The sequence below is a fragment of the Streptomyces sp. NPDC002790 genome, from assembly GCF_040295505.1.
In the GTDB taxonomy this organism is placed as follows: Bacteria; Actinomycetota; Actinomycetes; order Streptomycetales; family Streptomycetaceae; genus Streptomyces.
Window position 1 is genome coordinate 58093 of record NZ_JBEOVM010000014.1, and the last position, 25544, is coordinate 83636.

The window sequence follows — 25544 nt, forward strand, 5'->3', positions numbered from 1 at the left end:
ACAGGTGTGAGCGGTCAGCCGAACGCGGCGCGCACGTCCGCATCGGCCTGCGAGCCACCGGAGGCGCCACCGCCTTCCGAGGAGCCGGTGTCTCCAGCGGCTCCGCCCGACTCTGCGGAAGGGGACTCACCCGAGCCGCCGTTACCGGACGAGCCCGTCGGCTCCGAACCACCGCTGCCGCCCGACGAGCCGTTCTCGGAAGTGCCGCCACCGCCCTGGTCCGTGCTGGGCGTGGAATCTCCGGTACCCCCGGACGTCCCTGACGACGCCGACGGCTTCTCCGTACCGTTGTTGAAGAGCTCGCCCGCCCCCTGCACGGCAGTCCGCAACCCGCCCGGGTCGCCTGAATCCGCGGCCGCCAAGCCTTGGACGACCTTTCCGCCGGCCTTGGCCTCGAAGTCGTAACCGGTGCCCTCGTCGTTCACCTCGACCTCGCCGGCCACCTTGCCCATGGCCGGATTGACGACCGAGGCACCGAATCCCAGAGCAGACTCCGCCAGGCTGCCCTGCGCACCGAACCCCACCTTGATGCTCTGCGTCGCCGCCTCCGAGGCGACGGACTTCAGGGTGTCCTTGGCCAGGTCCTCAAGGATGGTCTTCGCCTCCTTGACGACCCGCTCCTTGAGGGCGTCCTGGATCGCCTGCCAGACCTTCTGCGCCGCCTCCTTGAGCAGGCGCGCCACGAGCTGCCTGATCATGACGACCCGGGCCGCGAACGCCGCCTCGGAAGCCCCGAGGGTCTCGATCGCGGCCGCCTGCGCGACGGCGAACTCGATGGCCAGATCGATGAGTTGGACGATGATGGCGATCTTCATCTCGGCCACGATGGCCGCACATGCGGTGAGCGCCCCGGCGAGCGCCCCCGAGGACACACTGATCACATCGAGGTAACCGACCCCGAGCGCAGCGTTGGCGAACTTTCCCCACTCCTCGGAAAACCCCTCGACTGCTTCACCCGAGAAATTCTCGGCCGGCCGAGCGGCCATGCCGCCCTGCGACTGCGCGTCGGCCGCGGCCTGTCCGAGCTGGAGCCACTCGTTGGCTGCCTCGACCATCTTGATCTCGTTCAGGTTCGGCCAGTCGAACCCGAGAAGGTCCAGGACGAAGTCCAGTTCAGGCGGCAGTACGGTGATCTCGTCCAAAGCCACGTGCTTGCTCCTCAGCAGTACATCAACGACAGCGGTACATCTACGAAGGCGTGCAGGTGTGCACTCGACCTTCCATCGCGGGTGCCGTCAGCGACTAGGACCCGCGGTTCTGAGACGCCTGCATCAGCGTCCGGAAGTGGTCCTGCTCCGTCGTGTCGTACTGCTCGGCCATGGAATCGAGCTTCTCCCCGACGCCCTTCAGGCCCTCCGTGAGGTGCTCCAAAGAGTCGCGGATACCCGCGCTGATCGGCTTGTAGAAGTCGAGGATCGCAGTGGCGATCCCTGCATCGTCATCGCCGAAGCCCTCTTCGTGGTCCTCGATCGCGTCGCCCGACTTCTTCGCCGCCGAACCGAACGCCTCAGCGAGCCGCGCGAATTCTTGCCCCATCGACTTCAGGACATCCGGATCGATATCGAATCCACTGCCGCCCGCCATGAGCCTTCCCCCTGCCGATCACATACCAGTCCCGGCTCCACTGAGCCGGTGTCGTACTGTAGTCGACCGAATTCACAAGAGCGCACAATGCACCCTCTCTTCACGTACCTGCCGTACTGCCTCCACGGGAGCCCGCTACGGTGCGAAACCTCCCTTACCCACCGCCCAGGGCCCAACAGGACTTTCCACATGACTTCCGCTGCCTTCCCCTCCCCTCCCTCGCCCTCCGATCCTGCGACCGAAGCAGGCAAGGCCACCCCTGTTCCTCCTTCACCGATCGGGCGGTGGTTCGGTGTCGCGCTGTTGATCGCCGCACTCGCTGTCGTGTGGTACGGCTTCTCCACTGCCGCGATGTCGACCGGCGTCGTCGGCACACGCGGCGACCTGTCGCTCAGCCAATGCGACACGACGTACGGCTCGGGCGGCTCAACGCGCTCGCACAGCAGCCGTCCGAGCCACCGGGTCACGGAGCTCAGCTGCACCGGGACGTTCCGCTCCTCGGACGGTGACGTCGTGGACAGGTCGGCGCGGCTCGTGCTGGATGGAGACTCGGGAAGCGGTGACGGCGAGGCCATCGACAAGATCCGGGAGCAGAACTACGACCAGGGATACAAAAAGGGCTACGAGGTCCCGGTCAACCAATCGTCGGACGGCAGCCTGTACGTCACGAGTTGGCTGTCCGTCGCGAACTGCCTCTGCCTCGGCTTCCTCGCCTTGATCTTCCTCGGCTACAGCTTCACGTGCATCGCCGCCGGGCACTTCCCGAAGAAGGGCATCGGCCCCTCGTACTCCGAGGGCACCGCCACTCTGCCCAAGTGGCTGTCCACCACGGAGTCCTGGCTGTGGGTGATCGGCGGCATCGGTCTCGTGCTCGCCGTCGTCTTTCGCGTACTGCTCATGTTCGGCGGCTTCGCGAGCCTGTTCTTCTGAGGCTTCTGATCCAGTTCTGACGCTCTCCCTCACGTTAGGGTGCCCCGGCGGGCCCGGGGCGGGCACCTGGAAGGCCCAGGCGAGGGATCCGGTGGCCCGGGGAGTGGGTATTCATGGCTTTTCGGAAGTTCCTCAGTTCGCTCGGTGTCGGTGCGCCCGAGGTCGAGACCACGCTCAGTGCGAGCGCCGTACGGCCGGGGGATCAACTGCACTGCAATGTGCGGCTGCAGGGCGGGTCCGTGGACATCGAGGTGGAGCGGGTCCGGATCGAGATCGTCACCCGGTTCGAGGACCGGGAGGAGACCGAGGTCCTGTGGAGCAACCCGGGTGTCGTCAGGTCGCTGGTGCTCGGTGAGAAGTTCGAGCTCAAGGCCGGGGAGACGAAGGACGGGCAGGTCTCGTTCGAGGTGCCGTGGGAGACCCCGTTGACGCACGTACTCGGCGGGCGGCCGCTCAAGGGGGCGCGGGTCGCGGTGCGTACGGAGTTGACCGTCGACAATGCCGTGGACCGCGGTGACTTCGACGAGATCCAGGTGCACGCACTGCCGGCGCAGGACGCGCTGCTACAGGCGTACGCCAACCTCGGTTTCCGCTTCGACGAGGCGGAGGTGAAGAAGGGGACCCCGAGCGGCGGCCGGAACTCGCAGACCGATTACTGGCAGGAGATCGAGATGTGGTTCCCGTCGGACTACCGGCGTCCGGGCGGGCAGTTGGAGACGGTGTTCGTGGCGCGCCACGACTCGCTCGACCTGATCACCGGCCCGCACGGGCCGTACCCCTTCTCGTACAGCAACATCGACCTGCCCGCGTGGACGGCCTGGCTCGACCAGCATCTGCGGGCGACCTTCCAGCGATAACGCGTCATCCGAGTACGAGCACTCATACGCACTCATACGAGGGAGGGGGCCGCGTCCGTATCGGACGTGGCCCCCTCCCTCGTATGAGTTGCTCGTACTCGCCTACTGCGGCGGCTGCTGCTGCGTCCAACCGGACGGCAGGCCGCCGCCACCCGGCTGCTGCGGCGGCTGCTGTTGCTGCGGCGCCTGGGGCGGCTGCTGTTGCTGTTGCTGTTGCTGCGGGTAGCCGTAGCCCTGCTGGCCCGGCGGCTGCTGCCCGTAACCCTGCTGCTGCGGCGGGAAGCCGGCCGGGGGCATGCCCGGCTGCTGGCCGCCGTACATGCCGCCCGCCTGCATCTGGGCCTCGGCGCGCTGCGCGAAGTCCTCGGCGATCAGCGACGCGATCTCGAAGTACGCCTCACGCGTCTTCGGACGCATCATGTCGAGGTCGACCTCGGCGCCCGCCGCCAGGTGCTCGTCGAACGGGACGACGACCACGCCGCGGCAGCGCGTCTCGAAGTGGCTGACGATGTCGTCCACCTTGATCATCTTGCCGGTCTCGCGGACACCGGAGATGACCGTGAGGGAACGCTGGACGAGGTCCGCGTAGCCGTGCGCCGACAGCCAGTCGAGGGTGGTGCTGGCGCTGCTCGCGCCGTCCACCGACGGCGTCGAGATGATGACCAACTGGTCGGCCAGGTCCAGGACTCCGCGCATCGCCGAGTAGAGGAGACCGGTACCCGAGTCGGTGAGGATGATCGGGTACTGCTTGCCGAGGACGTCGAGCGCGGAACGGTAGTCGGCGTCGTTGAAGGACGTCGAGACGGCCGGGTCCACGTCGTTGGCGATGATCTCCAGGCCGGAGGGGGCCTGCGAGGTGAACCGGCGGATGTCCATGTACGAGTGCAGGTGCGGGATGTTCTGCACCAGGTCGCGGATGGTCGCGCCGGTCTCACGGCGCACGCGGCGGCCGAGCGTGCCGGCGTCCGGGTTGGCGTCGATCGCCAGGATCTTGTCCTGGCGTTCCGAGGCGAGGGTCGCGCCGATCGACATCGTCGTGGTCGTCTTGCCGACGCCGCCCTTGAGGCTGATCACGGCGATCCGGTAGCAGGACATGACCGGCGTGCGCATCATCTGGAGCTTGCGCTGCCGCTCGGCCTCCGCCGCCTTGGCGCCCAGCTTGAACTTGCTGGGGCCCTTGTTGTTGTTCTTGCGCTTCGGCTGGTTGCGCAGGAGGCGGTCCGAGCTGAGCTCGACCTGCGCGTTGTAGCCGAGGGGCGCACCCGGCGCCGAACGCTGCTGGCCGGCGCCCGGGTCCCAGCCCGCGCGCGGGTCGACGGCCGGCTGCGGGTACGCGTTCGGGGCGGGGGCCCCGGGAGCGGCCTGCTGACCTGGGGGCGGCTGCTGACCGGGAGCCGGTTGCCCCGGAGCCGGTTGACCCTGCTGAGGCGGCTGGCCGTACGGGGTCTGCGGTGCGGGCGGTGCCGCCTGGCCCGGCTCCTGACCGGGGGCGGGCTGCGGCTGCGGCTGGCCCGGCTGCTGCGGCGGGTAGCCGTAACCGGGGGCCGGGGGCTGCGGGTAGCCGTAACCGGGGGCGGGCGGCTGCGGGGCGGGCTGGCCGGGAGCCGGCTGCTGCGGCGCAGGCTGCCCGTAGGGACCCGGCTGCTGCGGGGCGGCGGGCTGGCCGTAGGGGCCCGGCTGTTGAGGAGCGGGCTGGCCGTACGGGCCCGGCTGCTGCGGCGGCATCGGCTGACCCGGCTGACCGGGAGCGGGCTGCGCCTGGGGCTGGGGTTGCGCCGGAGGCTGCGGCTGGGGCTGGGGTTGCGCCGGAGGCTGCGGCTGGCCCGGCTGCTGCTGCGGCGGGTAGCCGTAACCCGGAGCCGGGGGCTGCGGGTAGCCGTAACCGGGGGCGGGCGGCTGCGGGGCGGGCTGGCCGGGAGCCGGCTGCTGCTGCGGCGCGGGCTGCGGGTAGCCGTACCCACCGGCGGCCGGGGCCGGCTGACCGGGAGCGGGCTGCTGCTGCTGCGGCGGGTAGCCGTAACCAGCGGCGGGCGGCTGCGGCGCCGCCGGAGCGGCACCAGCCGCGGCCGAACCGGCCGCGGCAGCCGCCTGGTTCACATCGGGAGCGTCCCCGGACGTCGTGGCCTCGGCCGCCGCCGTCCCGGATTCCGCTCCGTCAGCGGCGTCGTCGTCATCGTCATCGTCGTCGTCCCCCCACAGGCCACCCGTGGGATCGACGGCCCCGGAGCGGCGGCTCGACGCGGCGGGATCGGCGGCGGCAGCGGGCGGGGCGGCAGGAGGAGCAGCCGGCGGCGCGGCGGGAGCGGCCGGTGCCGCCTCCCCCGCGCCCGTACTCGTACCCCCGAACGTCGGGAACCCGGGCGCGGCCGGCGGCGGCGCGGACCCCTCGGACGAGGGAACCGGCGCGGGCGGCGGCGGAGTCGCGCTCCCCCCTGCCGTGTCGGACGAGGGGGTCGCAGGCGTGCCGGACGGCGGCGTAGTACTCGATTCGCTTGGCTGCGCGTACCAGGACGGCGCGTCGAAATCGAGCCGGAACTCTCCCGTCAGCTCCGTCTCGATCGAACCGTCGCCGGGTTCCGGGTTCCGCTGGTCCCGGTCACTGGTCACTGTGCCTCCTGGTCTCTGCTGTGCACCTGAACGACCGGATCCGGCGGGACCTGGTGGGTCGCTCGTCGTCGCCCCCGACCGTCGCGGCGGCCCCGCGTCACTTGCGTCTCAGCCGTTCGTCCGGACAGCGTAAACGGTTCGGGGCGGCCCCCGTAAAGGCGGTACGTGTCACGTACCCGTCGGTACACGTCACGTACCCGCTCTCCACGGGGCCACCCCACGCCTCTTCGGGACCACCCGCCGCACGCCGGAACCCGCCGGGTGTCGATCCACCCGGCGGGCCGACAGGCGGACAGGCCGCCGCGCGTCAGTCCATCCGGCGCGGGCCGCCGAGCAGCCCGGTCTCCGGTTCCGTCGGCTGCACCATCACGAACTGGCGCTTGTCGCCCGCGATCCACAGCATCGTCGCGTCGCTGAGCGTCGGCAGCGTCTGGGTGAGCTGCTCGGGAAGGCGCAGCACCCGGCCGATGACCTCGGCCTCCTGCGGGGAGAGGTTCTGCAGTCCGATGACGTCGGCGCGGGCGAGCAGCCGCGGCGCGCGCGGGCCGAGGAACGGCACGACGGTGAGCGTCGACTGCCAGGGCGTCGGCGCGATCTGGGAGCGTCCGGGCTGCGCGCCCAGGTCCCGTACGACGAGGACCGGGCTCGCCACCGACGCGCCCTGCGCGGCCATCTGGCGCGGCTCGTACACGGAGACGCACTGCAGTCCGCCGCCCGCGGCCTGCGCCATCGGCGCCCACGCGGCGGGCCGCACGGACTCGACGGCGATCCGGGCGCCGATGGCCGCGGTGCGCAGCGCGATGATCTGCGCGGTCCACATCGAGCCGACGACGAGGATCTCGCGCGGCTTGGGCCGCAGCATGTCGAGGACGGCGGGGCTGCCCTGCGGGTCGACGCCGATGACGACACCGTCGTCTCCGACGCTCACGCCGAGCGAGCCGAGCGACTTCTTCGACATGACGTGCCGACGGCGGCGCGGGCCGCGAAGCCCGTAGCCGGGGCTGGTGAAATCCTCCTCGAACTCCGCGAAGTCGTCCTCGTTCGCCGGGTCGTCGGGGAGGGCCCGGTGCGTGGGCCGGCCGGAGCCGACCTCCGGCGCGGGCGCGTACGTCATGGTGGTGCCGGTGGCCACGGGGGCCGCCTGCTGCGGCACCTGGGCGATGCCGCCGACGACACCCTGGGACGGGTCCTGCGGCTGCGCGTACTGCGGCTGGGCGACCGCCTGCTGCTGGGCCGCCCGCTGCTGCGCCATCTGCTGCTGCCGCTGCTGGTCCTCCCACTCGCGGCGGCGCGCCTCGGCCTCCTCGGCGCGGCGCTGCTCCTCCTGGTAGCGGGCGCGCAACTGCCGCTGCTCTTCGGCGTGTTGGGACGCCGTGGCCTGCTGCTGGGCGGCGGCCTGCTGCTGCTGTTGCTGTTGCGGGTAGCCGTAGCCGCTCTGGTCCGGGGTCGGGTGTTGCTGTTGCTGCTGCGGATACCCGTAGCCGCCTGCCTCGGGCGTCGGCTGCTGCTGCGGGTAGCCGTAGCCACCCGCTTCGGGCGTCGGCTGCTGCTGCGGGTAGCCGTAGCCACCCGCTTCGGGCGTCGGCTGCTGCTGCGGGTAGCCGTAGCCACCCGCCTCCGGCGCCGGCTGCTGCTGGGCGGCGGCCTGCTGCGCCTCCCACTGCCTGCGCCGCTCCGCCGCCTCCGCGGCCCGTTGCTGCTCGGCGTGCTGTTCGGGCGTCAACTGCTGCTGTTGTTGCGGGTAGCCGTAGCCACCCGCCTCCGGCGCCGGCTGCTGCTGGGCGGCGGCCTGCTGCGCCTCCCACTGCCTGCGTCGCTCCGCCGCCTCCGCGGCGCGGCGCTCCTGCTCGGCGTGCTGTTCGGGCGTCATCTGCTCGCGGGGGTCCTGGTTGCCGGGGGTACTCATCAGCGCGTGCCTCCGAGGGGAAGGGTGGCGAGGAGGCCGGGCAGCTGTTCCCGGTCGAGACGGACGAGGCCGGCCTTGAGGCCGGAGGCGGCGCGCTCGAGTTCGCGCTTTGCCTGACCGAGTTCGTTCTCGCTGCGCGCCGAGAGGCGCACGTGCCCGCTCACCGCGACGTCCTCGCGGCCCGCGCGTGCGAGGGCGATGCTGAACGTCGTCGCGAGCGTACGGGTCGTGGACAGGCCGGACGCGAGCGCGCCGAGCGGCGTGCCACCGCGGCCGAGCTGCGGCCACGTACCGATCCAGTACGAGGCGTGCCAGCGGTCGTCGCACCGCCAGGCGCGCACGCTCTCCTCGGTACGCGGACCCGAACGGCCTTGCTGCGACTGGGCGTTGAGGTTGGCACGCGGGTTGACGCAGGTCGCGACGGAGAGCGCGGAGAGGACGGCGTTCTCGTCGAGGACCTCGGCGACGAAGCCCCGCCCGTTGAGGCGGCTGATCAGCTGGTCGGCGGCGCGCAGCAGGGCACGCTGGGCGCCGCGCAGGTCGCCGCCGCGCGCCTCCACGGCCTCCGGGCACAGCTCGGGGTCGAGCTTGAGCGCGACCCATGTCATCCGCACCGCGGGCGTTCCGGCCTGCGCCTGGAGCGCGGCGTACGCCTGCGCGGCGAGGGCCTGCGGCGGCAGGTGCGGGGCGGGCGCGGGCTGGGTGTACTGCACCAACTGCACCGATTCGAGGTGGATGTCCTCGACGTCCAGGGCGTCGGCGAGCAGCTCGACGGGCAGCGGTCGCGCGTCACCCTGCGGGCGCAGCGGGCCGGGCGCGGAGTCCACCTGAACGAGTGCCGTCAGGAACGAGCCATCGCCGACGAAGCCGACGAGCCGCCGGTCCCGGGCCTCGTACTCGAACGTGCGCAGGCTCGGGTCCGCCTCGAGGAGCGGCGCGAAGCCGCTGTCGATGTCGGCGGGCGGCGGCCCGCTGAAGGCGCGGCGGCGGCGCTTGAGGGCGCGGCCGATCGCCATCCACTCGGGAAGCGGGTGGCGGCGGCGCCGGCCGAGCTGGAGGAAGACGAGCAGTCCGCCGATGATGGCGGCGGGCAGCATGAGCACCGCCTTGATCGCGGCGGCCGCGACGACGAGCGCCAGCGCGATCTCGATGATGATCAAGTGGTGCGTGCTGATCGGCCCGAAGCTGCCGATCTTGCGAGGCAGCTTCGGCCTGGCCGGTCCCGCGGCCTGCTGCTGTACGGGCGGCGGGGCGACCTGCCCGGTACGCCCACCTCGTCCGCCCTGCCCGCCGGTGGGGCGGCCGCCGGAACGGCCCCCTCCGCGGCGCCCGTTCGGGGCTGGTCGCCCCTGATTGCCACGCTGTCGGGTCCTGCTGGCGCTGGACATCCCCCGCCCCGCTCCTTCGCTCGCTGCTGTACTGAATCGTGATGGCCGGCTGGGTTGAATCGGTCGGAATCGGACCGCCCGGGGCCATCGGGACCCAACGTCGGCTGGCGCGTGGAAAAACCGTACCCGTACGCTACGGCCCGATCACCACACGGCATAGTAGAGGCCCGTGCGGCGCACGCGCCGGGGGTGGTCGGGAAGTGGACCCAGCAATAGTCCAGCACGGTCCAGCGAGAACGGGGAGAATACGTAACGATGGCATCACGCCGCGACGAACTGAATGCCTACAATTTCGCACGCAAGCGGACCGTTGCCGCTTTTCTCAAGCCGCTCCCCAATGGCTCGGTCGACAGCGCACCGAGGCCGCTCAAGCGTGTGGTGCCCAGCATCGCCATGGCGGTGGTGGTCCTGGCGGGCTTCGGGGCGTGCGGAATGATGAGCCCGGTTGCCCCGAAGGGCTGGGACACCCCCGAGGCGGGGATCATCGTCACGGATCCGTCGGCGACGCGGTACGTGGTGCTCAAGTCGGGCGACAAGGACAAGAGCGGCAAGGACGTCCCCGTCCTGCACCCGGTGCTCAACCTCGCATCGGCGAAACTTCTGTTGGACCCGAAAAACAGCGGTGACGGTTCCGTGAAGACCGTCAAGGAAAAGTTCCTCGACGAATCGGATATCGCCCAGGGTTCGATGGTCGGAATTCCGTACGCCCCCGACCGAATGCCGAGCGACAAGGACGCGGGAGCGGCCAAGGTGTGGGCGCTCTGCCAGCAGGCGAGCGGCGGCACGGATGCGACGTCGGTGCAGCAGACCGTCTTCGTGCTCGACAAGAAGGACGCGCAGAAGGTCACGGCGAAGTCCTCGGGCAAGCTGGCGGGCGACCAGGCCCTGTACGTTCAGGACAAGAGCGGCACGCCGTATCTGGTGAGCAGCAAGGGTGTCGCGTACAAGCTCGCGGGGAGCTCCGCCCTCAGCCTCGACCAGCTCGTCCGCACGCTCTTCGGCGATCACGCCCAGCCGCGCACCGTCACGGACGACTGGCTCGGCACGCTCACCCAGAGCCCGGAGCCGATCTCGGTGCCGTCCGTGCCGGGCGCCGGCGGCCCCTCCAGCGCGAGCGGCGTACCGTCCAAGTACCGCACCACAGGCACACTCCTGCAGACCAACGGCGGCCAGCACTACCTGGTCGAGCAGAACCGGGTCATCTCCATCACCGACTTCCAGACGGCTCTGCTCAGGGAAACGCTCGGCGGCAACGCTCGGATCGCCACGATCACGCAGGGCGAACTGACCCTGGGCCAGGGAAGCCTGACGGGTGGTGACACCTGGCCCACCCAGGCCGTCTCCCTCGCCAACGGCGGGTCGAAGGACACCTCCTGCTCCGTCTACCACGGCGGCAAGTCGACCGACCTGACCACCTGGGCAGGCTCGTCCCTGCCCATCGGCTCGATCGCGTCGAGCGCGTCCTCGTACGTCAGTCCGGGCAGCGGCCTGCTCTACCAGGAGCAGGAGGGCAAGTCGTCCAGCGGCTTCAACTACCTGGCCACCGACACGGGCCTGCGCTACTACCTCCCTGTCAACAACGACTCGGGCAAGGACACTTCGGGCTCCGAGAAGCAGGAGGTCAGCCAGGCGAAGATCCGCCTCGGCTACGAGAAGACGCCCAAGGTGTCGGTCCCCACCCAGTGGTCCAAGCTCCTGCCGTCCGGCCCCGACCTGACGACCAATGCCGCCAAGCAGACGCAGAACTCCTGACGCGGAACTCCTGACGCCGAATCCCTGGCGCAGAACTCATAGGGGGAACAGAGACCGTGGCACCCACCATGGCACCCATCGTCGCCGCCCACCGTGTCGCCGCCCGACGCACGGCCGCGGCGCTCGCGACGACGGCCGTACTCGCCTGCCTGACCGCGACGCCCGCCGTCGCCGACGACGGCACCCAACTGGCCTCCACCGACTGCCAGTTCGGCGGCAACGTCATCAAGGGCACGCCGTGGTCGTTGCAGCGCGTCATCCCGGAGCAGCTGTGGGAGGGCAAGTCCCTCAAGGGTGACGGCGTGACCGTGGCCGTCATCGACACGGGCGTCGACACGAAGAACGCGCAGCTGACGGGGAAGGTCCTCGGCGGCAAGTCGTTCGCGAAGGGCTCCAAGCCCACGACCGACGGTGTCGGCCACGGCACGAAGGTGGCCGGCATCATCGCGGCCTCGCCGATCGACGGCTCGGGTTTCCACGGTCTCGCCCCCCACGCCAAGATCCTGCCCCTCCAGACGAGTACGGCGGAGGAGGGCGGCAACCTGGCGACCATGATCGACGCCATCAACGCCGCGGTCTCGGCCGGCGTCGACGTCATCAACATCTCGCAGGGCACCACGGCGAACGTGTCCAAGCTCGCCCCCTTGCAGGCCGCGGTGAACAGGGCCGAGGCCAAGGGCATCCTCATCGTCGCCTCGGCCGGCAACAGCGGCTCGTCGGGCAACGACTCCGACACCTACCCGGCGGCCCTCGACAACCCCAACGTGCTGTCCGTCGCCGCCTCCGACCGCAACAACGAACGCGCCCCGTTCTCCACGCCGAACGAGCACGTGGACATCGCGGCCCCCGGCGTCGACATGGTCTCGACCGTGCCCCAGGGCGGCCAATGCGTCGACCAGGGAACGTCGTTCGCCGCCCCGTACGCGGCCGGGGTGGCCGCCCTCCTCAAGCAGAAGCACTCCGGGTGGTCCCCCGAGCAGATCATCTGGCACCTCGAGGACACGGCGTCCCGCTCGCACGCGTACCGCGACAACAACATCGGCTGGGGCGTCATCGACCCCGTGGCCGCCGTCAAGGACGCGACCGCGCCCACGGAGCAGATCACCAACGAGGACCTCCAGGGAGCGGCGGGCGCGAACGCGGGCAGCGGCGAGAAGATCACCGCCGCGAAGCTGACCCTGGGCGAAACCCCGGCGGAGCGCGATTCCCGCTACGGGACGTACCTGGTAATCGGCGGCGGCCTCGCCTTCGCCATCATCGCGGCGGGCGCGATGGCGCGGCGGGACTGGTTGCGGCGGCGGGGCGAGGACGTTCTGTGAGGGAACCTGTGTTGAACTTGTGAGTTCGGCGCGTCTCAGGCGATTCTTGAGGTAGTCACTGCGCGTCCAACTGCACGCGGCACAACAGAACTTCAGAGTTACAGAAGAAAACGGGGAAGGCGGCCTGCGATGGCTGACGGGTACGAGGTCGATCTCGATGCCCTTGACCAGGTGGTCAAGGAACTGAACCAGGTCCTGAAAGACATGGGCGGGCCCAAGCGGAAAGCGGCGTACTCGACGTATGTCCCGAAGGACGCGCTGGGGGACTTCGACGAGGCGCGGAAGCTGGCGAACGCGCACGACGCGATGAAGACCCGCATCGAAGACGACATGATCGCCAAGATCGAGAAGCTGATCGACAAGTTCGGGCAGAAGACGCGTAAGGCCCACGGTAAGTATCAGGACGCTGAAGCCGACAACTCAGTCAAGGCCCAGGGCACGTACCAGGACGCCGAGGCCGACACGGGCGGCTCGAACGTCGCCAACCGGAACGCCTGAAGGGGGACAGCAAGATGGTGGCAAACGCACCAACGGGCGGCCGGGGTGAGGGCGCCTCGGGCAGGGGCTTCGACACCCCGTTCAATACGAAGGACCTTGACAGCCTGAAGAACATGGTGGCCAACACCAACCCTGGGCTCCTCAGGGAAGTTTCGCAGGCCTGGAAGGAAGTCCACGAAGAGCTTGTCGGCCCGGACGGGGACGGCGGCGTACTGGCGCAGTTCAACAAGGCCGTGCAGAAGGTCCTCGAGAGCTGGAAGGGCGGCTCCGCCGACAAGTTCGCGGAGGAGGCTGGCAAGATCAGCCAGGAGATCGCCAACGGTGGCAGCTCCGCGAAGCTCACGTCGGACGGCATGTTCGACTCGGCGGACAAACTTGACGAGGTCAAGACCGCGCTTGACGACATCGACGTCAGCTGGTGGGACGAGGCGTGCGACTCCGTCAGCGACTACTTCAGCACCATGGATGCCGCGGATTTTGCCGCAGTGCTGGCTGCTCCTTCCACCTTCGGCGCCTCTGCGGCGGTCTCGCAGTACAGGCACATGCAGGCGGCCGATGCTGCCCAGAGCAGCATCGACGGGGACATCGCTAGCGGAATGGAGACCCAGCAAGTCATTAAGACGTGGGGCGACAGCATGGGCGCCAAGCGGGAAGCGTCACTGCAGGCTGCCACGCATCTGGAGGGGTTGGCAGCCTCCTACTCGTCGACGTCGGACCAGTTCGATAACGCGACCCCCGGAAACAACACCTTCAAGCCCCACACCCCCGACACCGGTGGCGGCCCCGGCAACGTGAACGTCCCCGGCTCCGGCGGCGCCAACCCGAATATTCCGGGCGGCTCCGGTATCGGTACAGGCCCGGCGGGCAAGGGTATTCCACACTTCGACAGCAACGGCCTGAAGTCGCCGACCGCATCGGGCGGCGGCATTCCGGATGCGTCCCAGATCGGTACGGGTCTCGAGAGCGCCGCCCCCAGCATCGGTACCGGCCCGGGCTCCGGCCCCGGGGCAGGTGGCGGTCTCGGGGCCGGTGGCGGCATCGGCGGCGGCGCAGGAGCCGGTGCGGGCGGCGGTATCGGCGGTGGTATGGCCGGCGGCCTCGCCGGTGGTATGGCCGGCGGTGCGGCTGCTCTGGGGCGTGGAGCCGGTGGCGGCGCGGCCGGACGTACAGGTTCGGGAGCAGTTGGCCGAGGAACGGGCGCGGGTACCGGCCGAGGAACGGGCACAGGCGCCGGCCGCGGCATGGGCGGCATGGGCGGTGGCGCCCATGGTGCAGGCGGAGCCGCCGGCAAGGGCGGCGCGGGCAGGATGGGCGCTGCCGCACGCGCGAAGGGTGGAGTCGTCGGCGGAGCGAAGGGCAAGACCGGCGGGGCGTTCACCCCTGGCGGTACGGGGCTGCGCAACCGCGGATCCGGCACGGGTGGCACAGGCGCCGGCGGCAAGGGCCAGAACGGCCGCAGCGGCTTCGGCCCCGCTGGAGCCGCCGGCGGACGTGGCGCCGGAAAGCAGCGCGGCGAAGGCGGTAACAACAGTCGTCTCCCTGACTACCTCACCGAGGACAAGGAGACCTGGACACCCAAGGACCGCAAAGCCAACCCGCCCGTCATCGAGTAACCAGATACCGTTCGTGGGGCCCACGACCACCCGGTCGCGGGCCCCACTTACGACAGCACGGAACCAACCCAGAAAGGTGTCAGAGCATGCGCTTCGCGCACAGGACGCTCCGCGCGATCGGTGGTGCGGCCATGGTGGGAGCCCTCGTGCTCGGCACCGCATCCACCGCTTCGGCGGACACCACCAGAAACAGCCAGTGGCAGAACAAGGCGTTCGACATCAACGCCATCCACAAGGTCGCCACGGGCAAGGGCGTCACCGTCGCGGTACTCGACGACGGAGTGGACGGAACACACTCCGACCTCACGGGCAATGTGCTTCCAGGCAAGCGCTGTTCGGACAGCAAACCTGCCAACGAGGAGAAGCTGGACGATCACGGCTCGGGCATGGCCTCTCTGATTGCGGGCCACGGCCACGGGACTGGGAACAGCGCAGGCGTGCTGGGACTGGCACCAGACGCCAAGATCCTTCCCGTTGACATCTGGGCGACCGAGGGTGGCGCTATCGACAGATCGCGGAAGGCCGCCTGCGAGTGGGACGAGGCGATCCGCTACGCCGTCGATCAAGGCGCCGATGTCATCAGCATCTCTGTCTCTCAGGGCTACACAGACGAGACGAACAAGGCGGCCATCGCCTACGCCTTGGCCCACAACGTCGTAGTTGTCCAGGCATCAGGCAACGACGGCACCGAAGAGAAGCACGGCCTCGGATCCGTCCCCGGCGTCACCCAAGTCGGCGGTTCCGTCCAGAACGGCACCCCTTGGGAGGACGAGAACTACTCCAAGCAACTCATGTTCACCGCCCCGGCCAAGGACATCATCGTCGCCACCAGCCAAGGCGGCTACGAGACCGAGGACGGGCAGTTCATCAAGGGCGACTACGTCACCGGCGATGGCACCTCCATGTCCGCCGCCATCGCCTCCGGCACCTTCGCCCTCCTCAAGCAGAAGTACCCGGACTACACCCCCGGTCAACTGGTCAACCGCGTCATCAAGTCGACGTACATCGCCAAGGGCGTCGACAAGTCGAAGCTGCCCGACGCGTACCACGGTTACGGCGACCTGAGCCCGCTCAAGGCGCTCACCGCGAACATCCCCAAGGGGGGTGCGAACGGTCCGTGGGATCTGTCCGCGCTTCCGAAGGCCTCGGGTGACTCGGGCGACAAGGCCGGTACGTCCCCCTCCCCCGCCACCGGAAATGCCTCCGACTCCTCGGACAGCGGCAGCTCGAACACGCTGCTCTACGTCGGCATCGGCATCGCCGCGCTCGTCATCATCGTGGTGATCGTCGTCATCGTGGTCGTCTCCCGCAACAAGAACAACCGTGGCGGACCTGGCGGACCCGGTGCCCCCGGCACCATGCCCCCGCCCGCCTACCACCAGGGCGGCTACCCGCCCCAGGCCCCGCAACAGCCCGGCCCCTACGGCCAGCAGCAGCAACCGCCGTGGGGTCCTCCGCGCCAGTAGGTGGTCGGCCGACCGGACGCTGAGCAGTACCCGCGACGAATGAGGCCCGTGACCATTCACCTGGTCACGGGCCTCACGCCTGCGCGTGCGTCCGCGTGCCTAGTTCTCAACGCGCATTTCACTGCGAACGTGCCCCGTGAGCTCCGCCGCCTCCTCGGTCGTCAGGCCGAACGTGCCGTCGTACGGAGTGACCACCCCGACCGTCGCGTAGTCGGCCCAGCCGCACACTGTCGTCTCCGTGGCCGGGTTGTCGTCGTCCCAGTTGTCCACCCTGAGGTCCGCGCACCTCATCACCGCGTCGCCGCCGAGCGAGTCCGCCTCCGTGTCCTCCTCCACGCCCAGCGACGAGACGACGTGTCCGGGGGCCTTGTCCGTGGCCTCGGTGAGCTTGTCCCCCACGAGTTCGAAGTAGTAGGCCAGGGCCAGTTCGGGGTTGTCGAACCTGCCGTAGCCACCCGTGATCGAGAACCTCTTGCTGTTCCCCGCACGCTGCAACGCGTCCTGGGCCACGCCCGTGTCGGAGGTGTCGACGTTGTCGACGAGCTCGTCGGAGTAACTGACGGCGATCTCCGTCGGTTTCTCCATCTCGTGCCACTCGAGCTTCTTGGGATCCTCCGTCGCGAGGTCGGGATCCGCCGGGTCGCCGGCGCGGTAGTACGTGGCGAACGACATCGTCGACGGTGCGGTCAGCTTGTGCGGGCCGTCGTCGTCCGGGCCCTGCGCGTCGCGGATCCAGAACATGCCGAAGCCGACCAACGTCATCAGCGCCGCCCCACACGCGACGAACGCCAAGGTCTTCCCCAGGCCGCCACGGCGTGGTGGCGGGGGATATCCACCCTGCTGCTGCGGGAACCCGTAACCGCCGTACTGCGGCTGCGCTGGTTGCCCATACGGCTGGCCCGGTTGCCCATACGGCGGCGGCGGGCCCTGTTGTCCGTACGGTCCCGGCTGCGCGCCGTACGGTCCCGGCTGTTGGGGTTGGCCGGCGTACGGGCCCGGATGGTTGCTGCTCACTGCTGGAGTCCTCCCCGTGCTGATGCGTCAGGACATCCTCCCGGACGCACCGGACCCATACGTCCATCGGACCGCTTCCTCCACCAAAGAGTCCCGTTTCATCGGGTCACGGTGGTCGCCGGTCAACCCCCACTAAACTGACGGTGATTGTCACAGGACGACGAAGGGGCTGATGCGGCGTGGGGACTTCAGGCGAGACGCCGGAGGAGATCGAGGCCCGTAAGGAGCGCGAGAAGAACGAGTTGTACGCGCTCGACATCTCCGGCGTCGAGTGGGAGAGCGCGCCCGGTACCGAGCAGGACGAGGAGCGCGTCGAGATCGCGAAGCTGCCGGACGGCGCCGTGGCGATGCGTTCGTCGCTGGAGCCGGAGACGGTGCTGCGGTACACCGAGGCGGAGTGGACGGCGTTCGTACTCGGCGCCAGGGACGGGGAGTTCGACCTGGAGCCGTCCCCCCGCAATGGCGGCCCGGAAGCTTAGTAGCCGTACGTGCCCGGCGTCGTCGGCAGGTCCGCGTCCAGTACCGACGCCGCCTGGTGCGCCAGTGCCGCGACGAGGCGGGCCGGCAGCCAGCCGGGGGTCAGCAGGCCCGAGGCGTGGTTCGTGGCGCCGAAGCCGGCAGGCTGCCGCGCGGCAGCCGTGCCCGCGCTCAACTCGGCTACCACATCCGCCAGTTGTGGTCTCTGCGCCGGGTCCCGGGACAGGCACCGGCTCACCAGCGGGCGCAGCGGCGCCGGGAGTTCCTCCCGTTCGGGCACCGTGTGGCCCGTCGCGGCGTACGCGAGGGTCGCGCCCAACGCGTAGACGTCGCCGAGGGGGCGGGGGTGTCCACCCGCCGCCTGCTCCGGGGCGAGGGCCGTGGCGTCGACGCCCGGCAGGTCGCGACGTACCGCTCCGTCGGGTGCCGCCGCCCGTACCGCGCCGAAGCAGTCGAGGCGCGGGCCGTCGAAGGAGAGCAGGACGGCCGCCGGGGAGAGGCCCGCGTGGACGAGGCTCTGGCCGTGGATGACGGACAACGTCTCGGCGAGCGCGACACCGAGGGCGCGGACGGTGTGCTCCGGCAGCGGGCCGCCGTGGAGGGCGAGCGCGGTGGGCAGTGGCAGTACGGGGGTGTACGGGCGCGCGTGCCAGGGCGCTCCGCCGGGCGGCGCCAGTTCGACGGTCGGGAGCGTCCAACTGCCCAACAAGTAGCGCGCGGCGTCCGCTTCGGCCATGAAGCGGTTCGGGTCGACGCCGGGGGCGGGGGCGCTGAGGAGGACGGTGCGGTCACCGCCGGGGGTGCGGGCGATGTGGCGGACGACGGCGTGGTCGGTGGGGTCGATGGAGGTGAGCAGGAGGTAGGGGCCCACCTGCTGCGCGGCGCTCTGCATGTGTCGTCGGTCCCTTCGGCCTCAGAAGGTGCTCAGCGCGTGCACGGCGCTGTCCATCAGCAGGAAGACCCGGTTGCCCGCGGCGGCGAGCTGTGTGTAGTGAGGCCGCGGGTAGCGCGTCGTCCAAGGGTTCTTGCCGTCCTTCCGCGGGATGCCCTTCAGTTGGAGTTCGCCGATTCCGTCGCCGTCGTCGACCGACCAGATCGAGGTGCCCTGCGCCAGCACACGGCTGGTCGTGGACGGGCCGACCGCGAACCACTCCTGGTTGCCGTCGGCCCGCTTGTGGCAGCGGGTGACGTCGACGGCGTTGGCGTACACGTGGTTTCCCCGTACCTCGGGCGGGCCCCACTTGCTGTAGACGGAGTCGGCGCCGCCCAGCGGGAACGTGCTCCACTCCCGGTTTCCGTCGCGGAGCCGGTAGGCCTCCAGCGTCTTGCCGTTGAGGTAGACCATGCCGTCGGCGATGGCGGGGCGGACGACCGATTCGGACTCCTCGGGCTGCGTCCAGGCCTTGCGGCCGTCGCTGGTGCGCACCGCGAGCACGGTGCCGTCGGTGGACGGGACGACGAGGACGCCTCCGCCGACGGCGGCCGGGCCGTGCAGCTTCTTGCGGAACTTCGCGGGCACGGTGACCGTCCACCGCACCTCGGCGTCCTCGCTGTTGACGCAGCGCAGCCGGTCGTCCTTCGTGATCATGTAGACCGCGTCGGGGCCGGCGGCGAGCAGCGTCTCGGCCTCCGCCTGCTCGCACGTCCATTTCGCGGCGCCGGTGGAGGGCACGAAGGTGTGCAGCGTCCCGTGTTCGTCCGCGCCCACGACGAGCCGGTCGGCCAGCGATACGTAGCCGGACCTGGCCCGCAGGCCGTCGGCGGACCATCGCCGCTTGCCGGCCTTGACGCCGTACGCGCCGATGCCGCCGGAGCCGAGCGCGAAGACCAACACGTCGCGTACGGGCAGGAGTTCGGGTGTGGTGGCGTCGGCGGTGGTGACGGACCACAGTTTCATGGGGCCGCCGTTCTCGGCGTAGTCCTCGGCGGGCTTGGACTTCAGTGCCTGTACGGGAGTCCTGGCCGCGGCCGGGATGTCGAACAGGGCGCTGTCGGGGCGCGAGCCGTACCACCACGCGGCCGTGCCACCGCCGGCCGCGGCGACGGTGCCGCCGACGGCGAGCGTCGTCAGCAGGCGTCTTCGCGACATGGCGGGCTTCTGCGGCGGCTGCGTTCCGCCCACGATGGTGGTCGCCAGGTGCCGGGCCCCGGTCTCCCGCTCGGTGATCGCTTCGGCGATGGAGCCGCGCCGCCAGGCCTTCTCCGCTCCCTTGGGCGGGCGCATCGCCTCGGCGATCTGGGCGGGCGTGGGGCGGTGGGCGGGGTCCTTGGCGAGGCAGGGTGCGATCAGTGCCAGCAACTCCGGGTTGATTCCCTGGAGTTGGGGCTCGCCGTGCACCACTTCGTACTGCACGGCTGCCACGTGTCCGCCGTCGAACGCGCGCCGTCCGCTGGCCGCGTACACGAGCACCGCGCCCAGCGAGAAGACGTCGGCGGCCGGTGTGACGCGGTGGCCGAGCACCTGCTCGGGGGCCCCGTATCCGGGGGTGACCGGTACCTCCCCGGTCGTGGTGAGGGTCAGTCCGTGCTCGGGGCGGGCGATGCCGAAGTCGATGACGCGCGGGCCCGTCGACGTCAGCACGATGTTCGGCGGCTTGAGGTCGCGGTGGATGAAGCCCGCCGCCTGGATGTCGGCGAGGGTGTGCGCGAGGGAGGCGGCGAGGGCGCGCAGGGCGGGTTCGGGCAGCGGCCCGTGCGCCTCGACGGCCTGGTCGAGGGTGAGGCCCGCCAGGAACTCGGTGGCCATCCACGGGCGGCCGCCCTCGGTCCACGCGCCGAGGACGTTCGCAACTCCCTTGCTGCGCACGGCCTGTGCGGCCTGCGCCTCGCGCACGAAGCGCTGGGCGAGGTTCGTGTCGTGGGCGAGTTCGGGCTTGAGCACCTTGACCGCGGCGAGCGTCCCGGCGCCGTCCTGACCGACGTACACCTTGCCCATGCCGCCTTCGCCGAGCACGCCGAGGACGCGGTAGGGACCGAGGCGGAGGGGGTCGCCGATGCCGAGGGGTTTCATGTGGGGCCTTCTGCCGGGGGGCGGTCGCGGAACGTATGTACAGGTATGTGGGGGTCACTTCATGGGGTACGCGGCGAGCTTCGCGGTGTCGCTCATCGCGAAGATCCGCGTGCGCTCCGGGTTCGCGTAGAAGCGGTCGCCGTCCGTCTTGTACGTCCAGGAGATCTCGTGGCTGTCGAGGTCGACGGCGCGCAACTGGGCGCCGTTGCGGTAGTACGCGCACTGTTTGCCGACGAGCGGCCGCCAGGCCCTGGACTGCTCGTCGGCGCTGCCGTCCTTCTCCGTCCACAGCCGCTCGCCGCTGCCCGCCTTGTACGCGGCGAGCCCGACGCCCTCACCCACGGCGTACACGACACCGCCGTTCAGCGTCGGCGGCCCGAACGCGCGGCTTTCGGGTGTCTGCCACTGCGCCTTGCCGTCCTTGAGGCGCACCGCGCGGAGCCGGGTGCCGCCGATGTAGAGGTGCGTGTCGTCGGCCGCCATCGCGGCCCACAGCGTGGCGACGTCTTCGACGAGGTACGGGACGTTCCACAGGATGCCGCCGGTCTTCAAGTCCCGTACGACGATGTGGGGTTCGTCCTCCTTCAGCTGCTGGTACGTGACGAGGCGCCCGCCGGCCACCGTCGCGCCGAGGAAGTACATCGACTGGTCGAGCTCGTCCCGGCTGGGCAGCGGCCGCGACCACAGGGCCTTTCCGGTCCGGCAGTCGACGGCGCGCAGCGTCCACTTCTGCGCGGGTGCGTAGCCGATCTTGTCTCCCTTGCCCTTGCCCACAGCCACGTAGGCGATGTCGTCGGCGACGCAGAGGAGTTGGTTGCCCTCCAGGTGGTCGGTGGTGTCGGCGAGGCGGGCGAGGGTATTGACCTTCTTGCCGGTGCGCGGGGCGATCGTTTCGAGGGTGACGGGCCCGCCGGCCTTGTCGTCCTCGGCCACGTTGTAGGTCAGGTGGTAGAGCTTGCCGTCCGCTGCGGTCCACTGCCATCCGCTGCTGATGTGGTCGTCCCACTTCTTCGCGCCGTCGGACACGGCGAAGCCGCGGGCGTACCCGCGCATGGCGATGGCCACCCCGTCGACGATGGCCGGGATCATCGACTTTCCGCCGTCGACGACGCTGGTCTCGAAGTAGCCCTCGTCCTTCCAGAGGGGGTCGAGGTCGCGCCGGCCCCGGGTGTCTGGGGCCTTGGGGTCCGCGGTCTTCTTCTCCTGTGAGGAACGGCCGGTCCACCACCAGGCGCCGCCTGCCGCGACCGCGCCGACGCCGAGGACACCCCCGGCGGCGAGGAAGCGGCGCCGCGACACGGGGCTGCTCCCGGTGGCGTCCACGGCGGTGGTCTGCGGGAGCGTGTGGGTCAGGGGTGCGGGCAGCCGCTGCGGGACGGTCTGCCATACGTCGGTGGCCCGGCGCCCGATGTCACCGAGCAGCGCGGCGGACAGGTGGTCGGCGAACTCCCCTGCCCCGGTGTGCAGTTGGGCCGACAGTTCGTGCGTGGCGGGGCGCCGCGCCGGGTCCTTGTCGAGGCACCGCGCCAGTACGGGGGCGAGCACGGCGGACACCCCCGTGAGGTCCGGCTCGCCGTACCGGACCCGGTACAGCAGGTCGGCGGCCTGCCCGTTCCCGAACGCGCCGCTGCCGCGGGCCGCGAACACCAGCACCCCGGCGAGCGCGAACACGTCGCCGGCCGGGCCGTGTTCCTGGCCGGTGGCCTGCTCCGGCGACATGAACGCGGGCGTGCCCACGGCGGATCCGACGCGGGTCAGGCGGTCGTCACCGATGGCCCGCGCGATACCGAAGTCGATGACCTTCGGACCGTATGCCGTGAGAAGGATGTTGGACGGCTTGAGGTCGCGGTGCACGACGTCGCTGCGGTGCAGCTGCCCAAGTGCTCCGCACAGGGCGGCTCCCAGCGCGCGTACGGTCGCCTCGGGCATCGGCCCGCCCGCCTCTACCGCTTCGTCGAGCGGTGGACCAAGTACGTATTCGGTGGCCAGCCACGGCGTCTCGGCGAGCGGGTCCGCGTCCACGACCTTCGCCCCGAACCGTCCGCCGATGACGCGGGCGGCGTCGATCTCGAGCCGGAACCGGGTCCGAGCGGCGTGGTCGGCGGCGAGCCGGGCGTGCATCGTCTTCAGGGCGACGGTTCGCCCGCCGGCGGTCCGCGCGACGTACACCGTGCCCATCCCGCCGCTGCCGAGGCGTCCGACGAGGCGGAACGGGCCGAGGTGTACGGGGTCGTCGTGGGTGAGCGCGGTAGGCATGAGGTGAGTTCTCGTCGTGGTCGGGTGCGGGGCGGTCAGTTGGGGTGCGCTGCGCGCACGGGCGGGGCGCCGCCCCTGATCCGATTCCGCACGCCACGTCCTCCCCGCCGCCGTCCGAGCCACGACCTCCCCGATCACGGCGCGGCGAGTCTAGTCGACGGGGTGTGGGCGGGCCTGCCGTGCGGGCGGTTTTGGTGATTAGGCTGGGCCGGGACGTGCCCTGTGCTCCCGCTGAATCCGTGCGCGTCCGGAGAGCGGGGAGGCACGCCGGGTGCTCGACCACACCAGGAGGCATTGTGAGCAGCGATCGGGACGATGTCCGCGGGGGCGGCGGGTCACCTGCCGGTGAACCGTCCGGCGCGGGGTCCGGTGCCGGGCAGACGGGCGAGTTCACGATCGACTACGCGCCTCCGCCCTGGTACGAGCAGGCGAGCGGTGACCTGCGGGACGGCGGGCCGCACAACGGTGACCTGGACAGCGGGTCCACGCTGCGTTTCTCCGCGCCCTCGCTGAAGCGGAACTTCGAGGAACTCGCCGCGCTCGGGGAGCCGCCCGCGCCCCCGGAGAACCCCGAGGAGCGGGCCCGCGCGTGGGTCGACGCCCACCGCGTACACGTCGACATCGACACGGGAAGCGCCCGCGCGACGCCGCCCGAAGCCACCCCACCGGACACCGACTTCCCCCTCGCAGCACCGGCCACCACCGCGACGCCCCCGCACGAGACGACGACGCCCGCTACGGTGACCACCCCCGGCCCCCCGGACGCCCCGGCGGCACCACAGCCCACCCCGGCGAACCCGCCCCACGGCAATCCGGCACCACAGCCCGCCCCGGCGGAACCGGCCCACGGCAACACCCTCAGCCCTCCGGCTGCACCAGCCACCCCAGCCCCCACCGAGCCCCCGGCCGAGCCGACGGCGCCCACCCCCTGGCCCGCCCCCAACACCCCAGCGGCTGCCGCCCCCACGCCACCACAGGCGGCTCCGGCACCCCCGGCCCCCAGTGACACTCCGGCCACCTCGGCCCCCGGCGACACCCCGGACATCCCCGCCGCCCCGGCCCCCGAAGCACCACAAGCTGCACCGGTACCGCCAAACCCCGGCGTCACTCCGGCTGTTGCCGGCACCCCCGCCACCCCGGCCCCCGGCTACGCACCCCACGCCCCCGCAGGCTGGGCTCCACCGCCCCCTCCGGCAGGTGGAGTTCCCCCGTTGCCGCCGTCGTTCCAGCCCGCCGCGCCGCCCACGGCCCCGCAGGAGTGTGACCCCGCGCCCGGCCAACCGCCCGTGGCCGCCCCGTACACCCCGCCCGCCGCGGTTCCACCACAGGCCCCGGGCGCTTACGGCTTCCCGCAGCCACCCGGCCAACCGGCACCCCCGGCTACAGGCCAACCCATGCCGCCACAGGGTGAATACAGCCCTCCGCAGCCCCATCCCCACAGCCAGGCCGCCCCACCGGCTCCCCCCGCCACCGGCCAACCCACGCCACCACACGGTGAATACGTCCCTCCGCAGCCTCACCACCCCCACAGCCAGCCCGCTCCACCCACACCAAACGCACAACCCTCCTACGGCTTCCCGCAGCCTCCGGCCCAACCACAGCCACCGACCCACCCCGGCCAGCCGCTGCCCGCCCTCCAACCACAGGGCCACCCTCAGCCGCTCCCCCAACCGGCACTCGCGCCCAACGCCCAGCCCCCACAGGCCTACCCCAGCCCCGCCCCCGCCTGGCAGCAATCCGCACCACCCGGCCTGCACCACCAACCCTCGCCCCCGCACGCCCCCGGCGACAACGCCCCCCTCGGCTACACCGCCGCCGTCGAGTTGTCCGCCGAGCGGCTCGTCAACAGCAAGCGGCAGAAGCAGCGGAGCAAGGCGCCCGGCGCGGGTGGCGGACGGTTCAAGTTCGGGGGGAGGAAGGAAGAGGAGGAGCGGCAGCGGAAGCTGGACCTCATCCGCACCCCGGTCTCGTCCTGCTACCGGATCGCCGTGATCAGCCTCAAGGGCGGCGTCGGCAAGACGACCACGACGACGGCCCTCGGCTCGACCCTCGCCTCGCAGCGCCAGGACAAGATCCTCGCGATCGACGCCAACCCGGACGCCGGCACCCTCGGCCGCCGCGTACGCCGCGAAACCGGCGCCACCATCCGCGACCTGGTGCAGAACATCCCGCACCTGCACTCGTACGCCGACATCCGGCAGTACACCTCCCAGACCCCCTCCGGCCTGGAGATCATCGCCAACGACGTGGACCCAGCCGTCTCGTCGACGTTCGACGACGCCGACTACCGCCGCGCGATCGACGTACTCGGCCGGCACTACCCGGTCGTCCTGACCGACTCCGGAACCGGCCTGCTGTACTCCGCGATGCGCGGAGTCCTCGACCTGGCCGACCAGTTGATCATCATCTCGACCCCGTCCGTGGACGGCGCGAGCAGCGCCAGCACCACCCTCGACTGGCTCTCCGCGCACGGCTACACCGAACTCGTCCGGCACTCCCTCACCGTTATCTCCGGTGTCCGCGACACCGGCAAGATGATCAAGGTGGACGACATCGTCGGCCACTTCGAGACCCGCTGCCGCGGCGTGATCGTCATCCCCTTCGACGAGCACCTGGCGGCCGGCGCGGAGGTCGACCTCGACATGATGCGCCCCAAGGTGCGGGAGGCGTACTTCGACCTGTCCGCGATGGTCGCCGAGGGCTTCGGCCGCACCCCGCCGCCGCCTCCGCCGCAGCGGTAGCCCTCCAGCTGCACCCATCCGGGTGCCATCCCCTGGCCTGCAAAGCATCAGAGGTCTCGACCAATGTGCGTGAAATGCAGGTCAACTCGTTATTTCCGCAGGCCACATGGGGTTCACCCGCCGTTG

At 70.8% G+C, this 25544-nt stretch carries 17 protein-coding genes and 1 pseudogene; 9 read left to right on the forward strand and 9 right to left on the reverse strand.

Features of this window, described 5'->3' with window-relative positions; genetic code table 11:
* Positions 1-14: 14 nt before the first annotated feature.
* Complete coding sequence (locus ABT004_RS10320) at positions 15-1148, reverse strand: WXG100-like domain-containing protein (RefSeq protein ID WP_351333749.1); 1134 nt, start codon at positions 1146-1148, stop codon at positions 15-17.
* A 94-nt stretch (positions 1149-1242) separates the two neighbouring features.
* Positions 1243-1584 (reverse strand): hypothetical protein, encoded by a 342-nt coding sequence (locus tag ABT004_RS10325; protein ID WP_351333751.1) that lies wholly within the window; start codon positions 1582-1584, stop codon positions 1243-1245.
* A 189-nt stretch (positions 1585-1773) separates the two neighbouring features.
* Here ABT004_RS10325 and ABT004_RS10330 point away from each other — a divergent pair, with 189 nt between their 5' ends.
* Positions 1774-2514 (forward strand): hypothetical protein, encoded by a 741-nt coding sequence (locus ABT004_RS10330; protein ID WP_351333753.1) that lies wholly within the window; start codon positions 1774-1776, stop codon positions 2512-2514.
* Positions 2515-2627: 113 nt separating this feature from the next.
* A complete protein-coding gene (locus ABT004_RS10335; RefSeq protein ID WP_351333756.1) occupies positions 2628-3371 on the forward strand; it encodes a sporulation protein in 744 nt (247 codons plus the stop codon).
* 102 nt (positions 3372-3473) lie between these two features.
* On the opposite strand, the gene ABT004_RS10340 is transcribed toward ABT004_RS10335, so the two are convergent.
* From ABT004_RS10340 to eccE, 3 genes are all read right to left on the reverse strand, one after another.
* The gene (locus ABT004_RS10340) at positions 3474-5978 is read right to left on the reverse strand and encodes an AAA family ATPase (RefSeq protein WP_351333758.1); all 2505 of its coding nucleotides are present in this window, start codon (positions 5976-5978) and stop codon (positions 3474-3476) included.
* A gap of 307 nt (positions 5979-6285) precedes the next feature.
* Complete coding sequence (locus ABT004_RS10345; RefSeq protein WP_351333760.1) at positions 6286-7884, reverse strand: hypothetical protein; 1599 nt, start codon at positions 7882-7884, stop codon at positions 6286-6288.
* The gene (eccE, locus tag ABT004_RS10350) at positions 7884-9272 is read right to left on the reverse strand and encodes a type VII secretion protein EccE (protein WP_351333762.1); all 1389 of its coding nucleotides are present in this window, start codon (positions 9270-9272) and stop codon (positions 7884-7886) included. The genes ABT004_RS10345 and eccE overlap by 1 nt, the downstream gene beginning before the upstream one ends.
* Positions 9273-9527: 255 nt before the next feature.
* On the opposite strand from eccE, the gene eccB reads away from it, so the two are divergent.
* The 5 genes from eccB (at position 9528) to ABT004_RS10375 (ending at position 15920) form a co-directional block, all read left to right on the forward strand.
* Positions 9528-11024, forward strand: a complete 1497-nt coding sequence (eccB, locus tag ABT004_RS10355; protein WP_351333765.1) for a type VII secretion protein EccB — start codon at positions 9528-9530, stop codon at positions 11022-11024.
* A 56-nt stretch (positions 11025-11080) separates the two neighbouring features.
* Complete coding sequence (gene mycP / locus ABT004_RS10360) at positions 11081-12343, forward strand: type VII secretion-associated serine protease mycosin (RefSeq protein ID WP_351333767.1); 1263 nt, start codon at positions 11081-11083, stop codon at positions 12341-12343.
* 129 nt (positions 12344-12472) lie between these two features.
* On the forward strand, positions 12473-12841 hold the full coding sequence (locus ABT004_RS10365; protein WP_351333770.1) for a DUF2563 family protein: 369 nt from the start codon (positions 12473-12475) through the stop codon (positions 12839-12841).
* Between the two features lie 14 nt (positions 12842-12855).
* On the forward strand, positions 12856-14454 hold the full coding sequence (locus ABT004_RS10370) for a WXG100 family type VII secretion target (protein ID WP_351333772.1): 1599 nt from the start codon (positions 12856-12858) through the stop codon (positions 14452-14454).
* An 86-nt stretch (positions 14455-14540) separates the two neighbouring features.
* A complete protein-coding gene (locus ABT004_RS10375; protein ID WP_351333775.1) occupies positions 14541-15920 on the forward strand; it encodes a S8 family serine peptidase in 1380 nt (459 codons plus the stop codon).
* Between the two features lie 99 nt (positions 15921-16019).
* Here the strand turns inward: ABT004_RS10375 and ABT004_RS10380 are convergent, their stop codons facing one another.
* Positions 16020-16682, reverse strand: coding sequence for a hypothetical protein (locus ABT004_RS10380; protein ID WP_351333778.1), 663 nt, complete (start codon positions 16680-16682; stop codon positions 16020-16022).
* A gap of 431 nt (positions 16683-17113) precedes the next feature.
* Between ABT004_RS10380 and ABT004_RS10385 the strand changes: the two genes are divergently transcribed.
* The gene (locus tag ABT004_RS10385) at positions 17114-17413 is read left to right on the forward strand and encodes a DUF397 domain-containing protein (protein WP_351333781.1); all 300 of its coding nucleotides are present in this window, start codon (positions 17114-17116) and stop codon (positions 17411-17413) included.
* Here the strand turns inward: ABT004_RS10385 and ABT004_RS10390 are convergent.
* Genes ABT004_RS10390 through ABT004_RS10400 form a run of 3 tightly spaced genes read right to left on the reverse strand, consistent with a single transcriptional unit; the run spans position 17410 to position 22677 of the window.
* A complete protein-coding gene (locus ABT004_RS10390; protein WP_351333784.1) occupies positions 17410-18303 on the reverse strand; it encodes a protein kinase family protein in 894 nt (297 codons plus the stop codon). The two genes, ABT004_RS10385 and ABT004_RS10390, sit on opposite strands and share 4 nt — an antisense overlap.
* A gap of 21 nt (positions 18304-18324) precedes the next feature.
* A complete protein-coding gene (locus ABT004_RS10395; RefSeq protein WP_351333785.1) occupies positions 18325-20421 on the reverse strand; it encodes a protein kinase domain-containing protein in 2097 nt (698 codons plus the stop codon).
* A 54-nt stretch (positions 20422-20475) separates the two neighbouring features.
* The gene (locus ABT004_RS10400; RefSeq protein WP_351333788.1) at positions 20476-22677 is read right to left on the reverse strand and encodes a serine/threonine-protein kinase; all 2202 of its coding nucleotides are present in this window, start codon (positions 22675-22677) and stop codon (positions 20476-20478) included.
* Positions 22678-22973: 296 nt separating this feature from the next.
* On the opposite strand from ABT004_RS10400, the pseudogene ABT004_RS36375 reads away from it, so the two are divergent.
* Positions 22974-25388 (forward strand): annotated as a pseudogene (locus ABT004_RS36375) (SCO5717 family growth-regulating ATPase); the annotation flags it as partial.
* Positions 25389-25544 lie beyond the last annotated feature (156 nt).

Bases quoted from the DNA above. Each gene is read 5' to 3' on its own strand.
- eccE (WP_351333762.1), bottom strand. From the start codon at position 9,272: ATGTCCAGCGCCAGCAGGACCCGACAGCGTGGCAATCAGGGGCGACCA.
- ABT004_RS10335 (WP_351333756.1), top strand. From the start codon at position 2,628: ATGGCTTTTCGGAAGTTCCTCAGTTCGCTCGGTGTCGGTGCGCCCGAG.
- ABT004_RS10325 (WP_351333751.1), bottom strand. From the start codon at position 1,584: ATGGCGGGCGGCAGTGGATTCGATATCGATCCGGATGTCCTGAAGTCG.
- ABT004_RS10400 (WP_351333788.1), bottom strand. From the start codon at position 22,677: ATGCCTACCGCGCTCACCCACGACGACCCCGTACACCTCGGCCCGTTC.
- eccB (WP_351333765.1), top strand. From the start codon at position 9,528: ATGGCATCACGCCGCGACGAACTGAATGCCTACAATTTCGCACGCAAG.
- ABT004_RS10365 (WP_351333770.1), top strand. From the start codon at position 12,473: ATGGCTGACGGGTACGAGGTCGATCTCGATGCCCTTGACCAGGTGGTC.
- ABT004_RS10330 (WP_351333753.1), top strand. From the start codon at position 1,774: ATGACTTCCGCTGCCTTCCCCTCCCCTCCCTCGCCCTCCGATCCTGCG.
- ABT004_RS10395 (WP_351333785.1), bottom strand. From the start codon at position 20,421: ATGAAACCCCTCGGCATCGGCGACCCCCTCCGCCTCGGTCCCTACCGC.
- ABT004_RS10370 (WP_351333772.1), top strand. From the start codon at position 12,856: ATGGTGGCAAACGCACCAACGGGCGGCCGGGGTGAGGGCGCCTCGGGC.
- ABT004_RS10345 (WP_351333760.1), bottom strand. From the start codon at position 7,884: ATGAGTACCCCCGGCAACCAGGACCCCCGCGAGCAGATGACGCCCGAA.
- ABT004_RS10375 (WP_351333775.1), top strand. From the start codon at position 14,541: ATGCGCTTCGCGCACAGGACGCTCCGCGCGATCGGTGGTGCGGCCATG.
- ABT004_RS10390 (WP_351333784.1), bottom strand. From the start codon at position 18,303: ATGCAGAGCGCCGCGCAGCAGGTGGGCCCCTACCTCCTGCTCACCTCC.
- ABT004_RS10380 (WP_351333778.1), bottom strand. From the start codon at position 16,682: ATGACGTTGGTCGGCTTCGGCATGTTCTGGATCCGCGACGCGCAGGGC.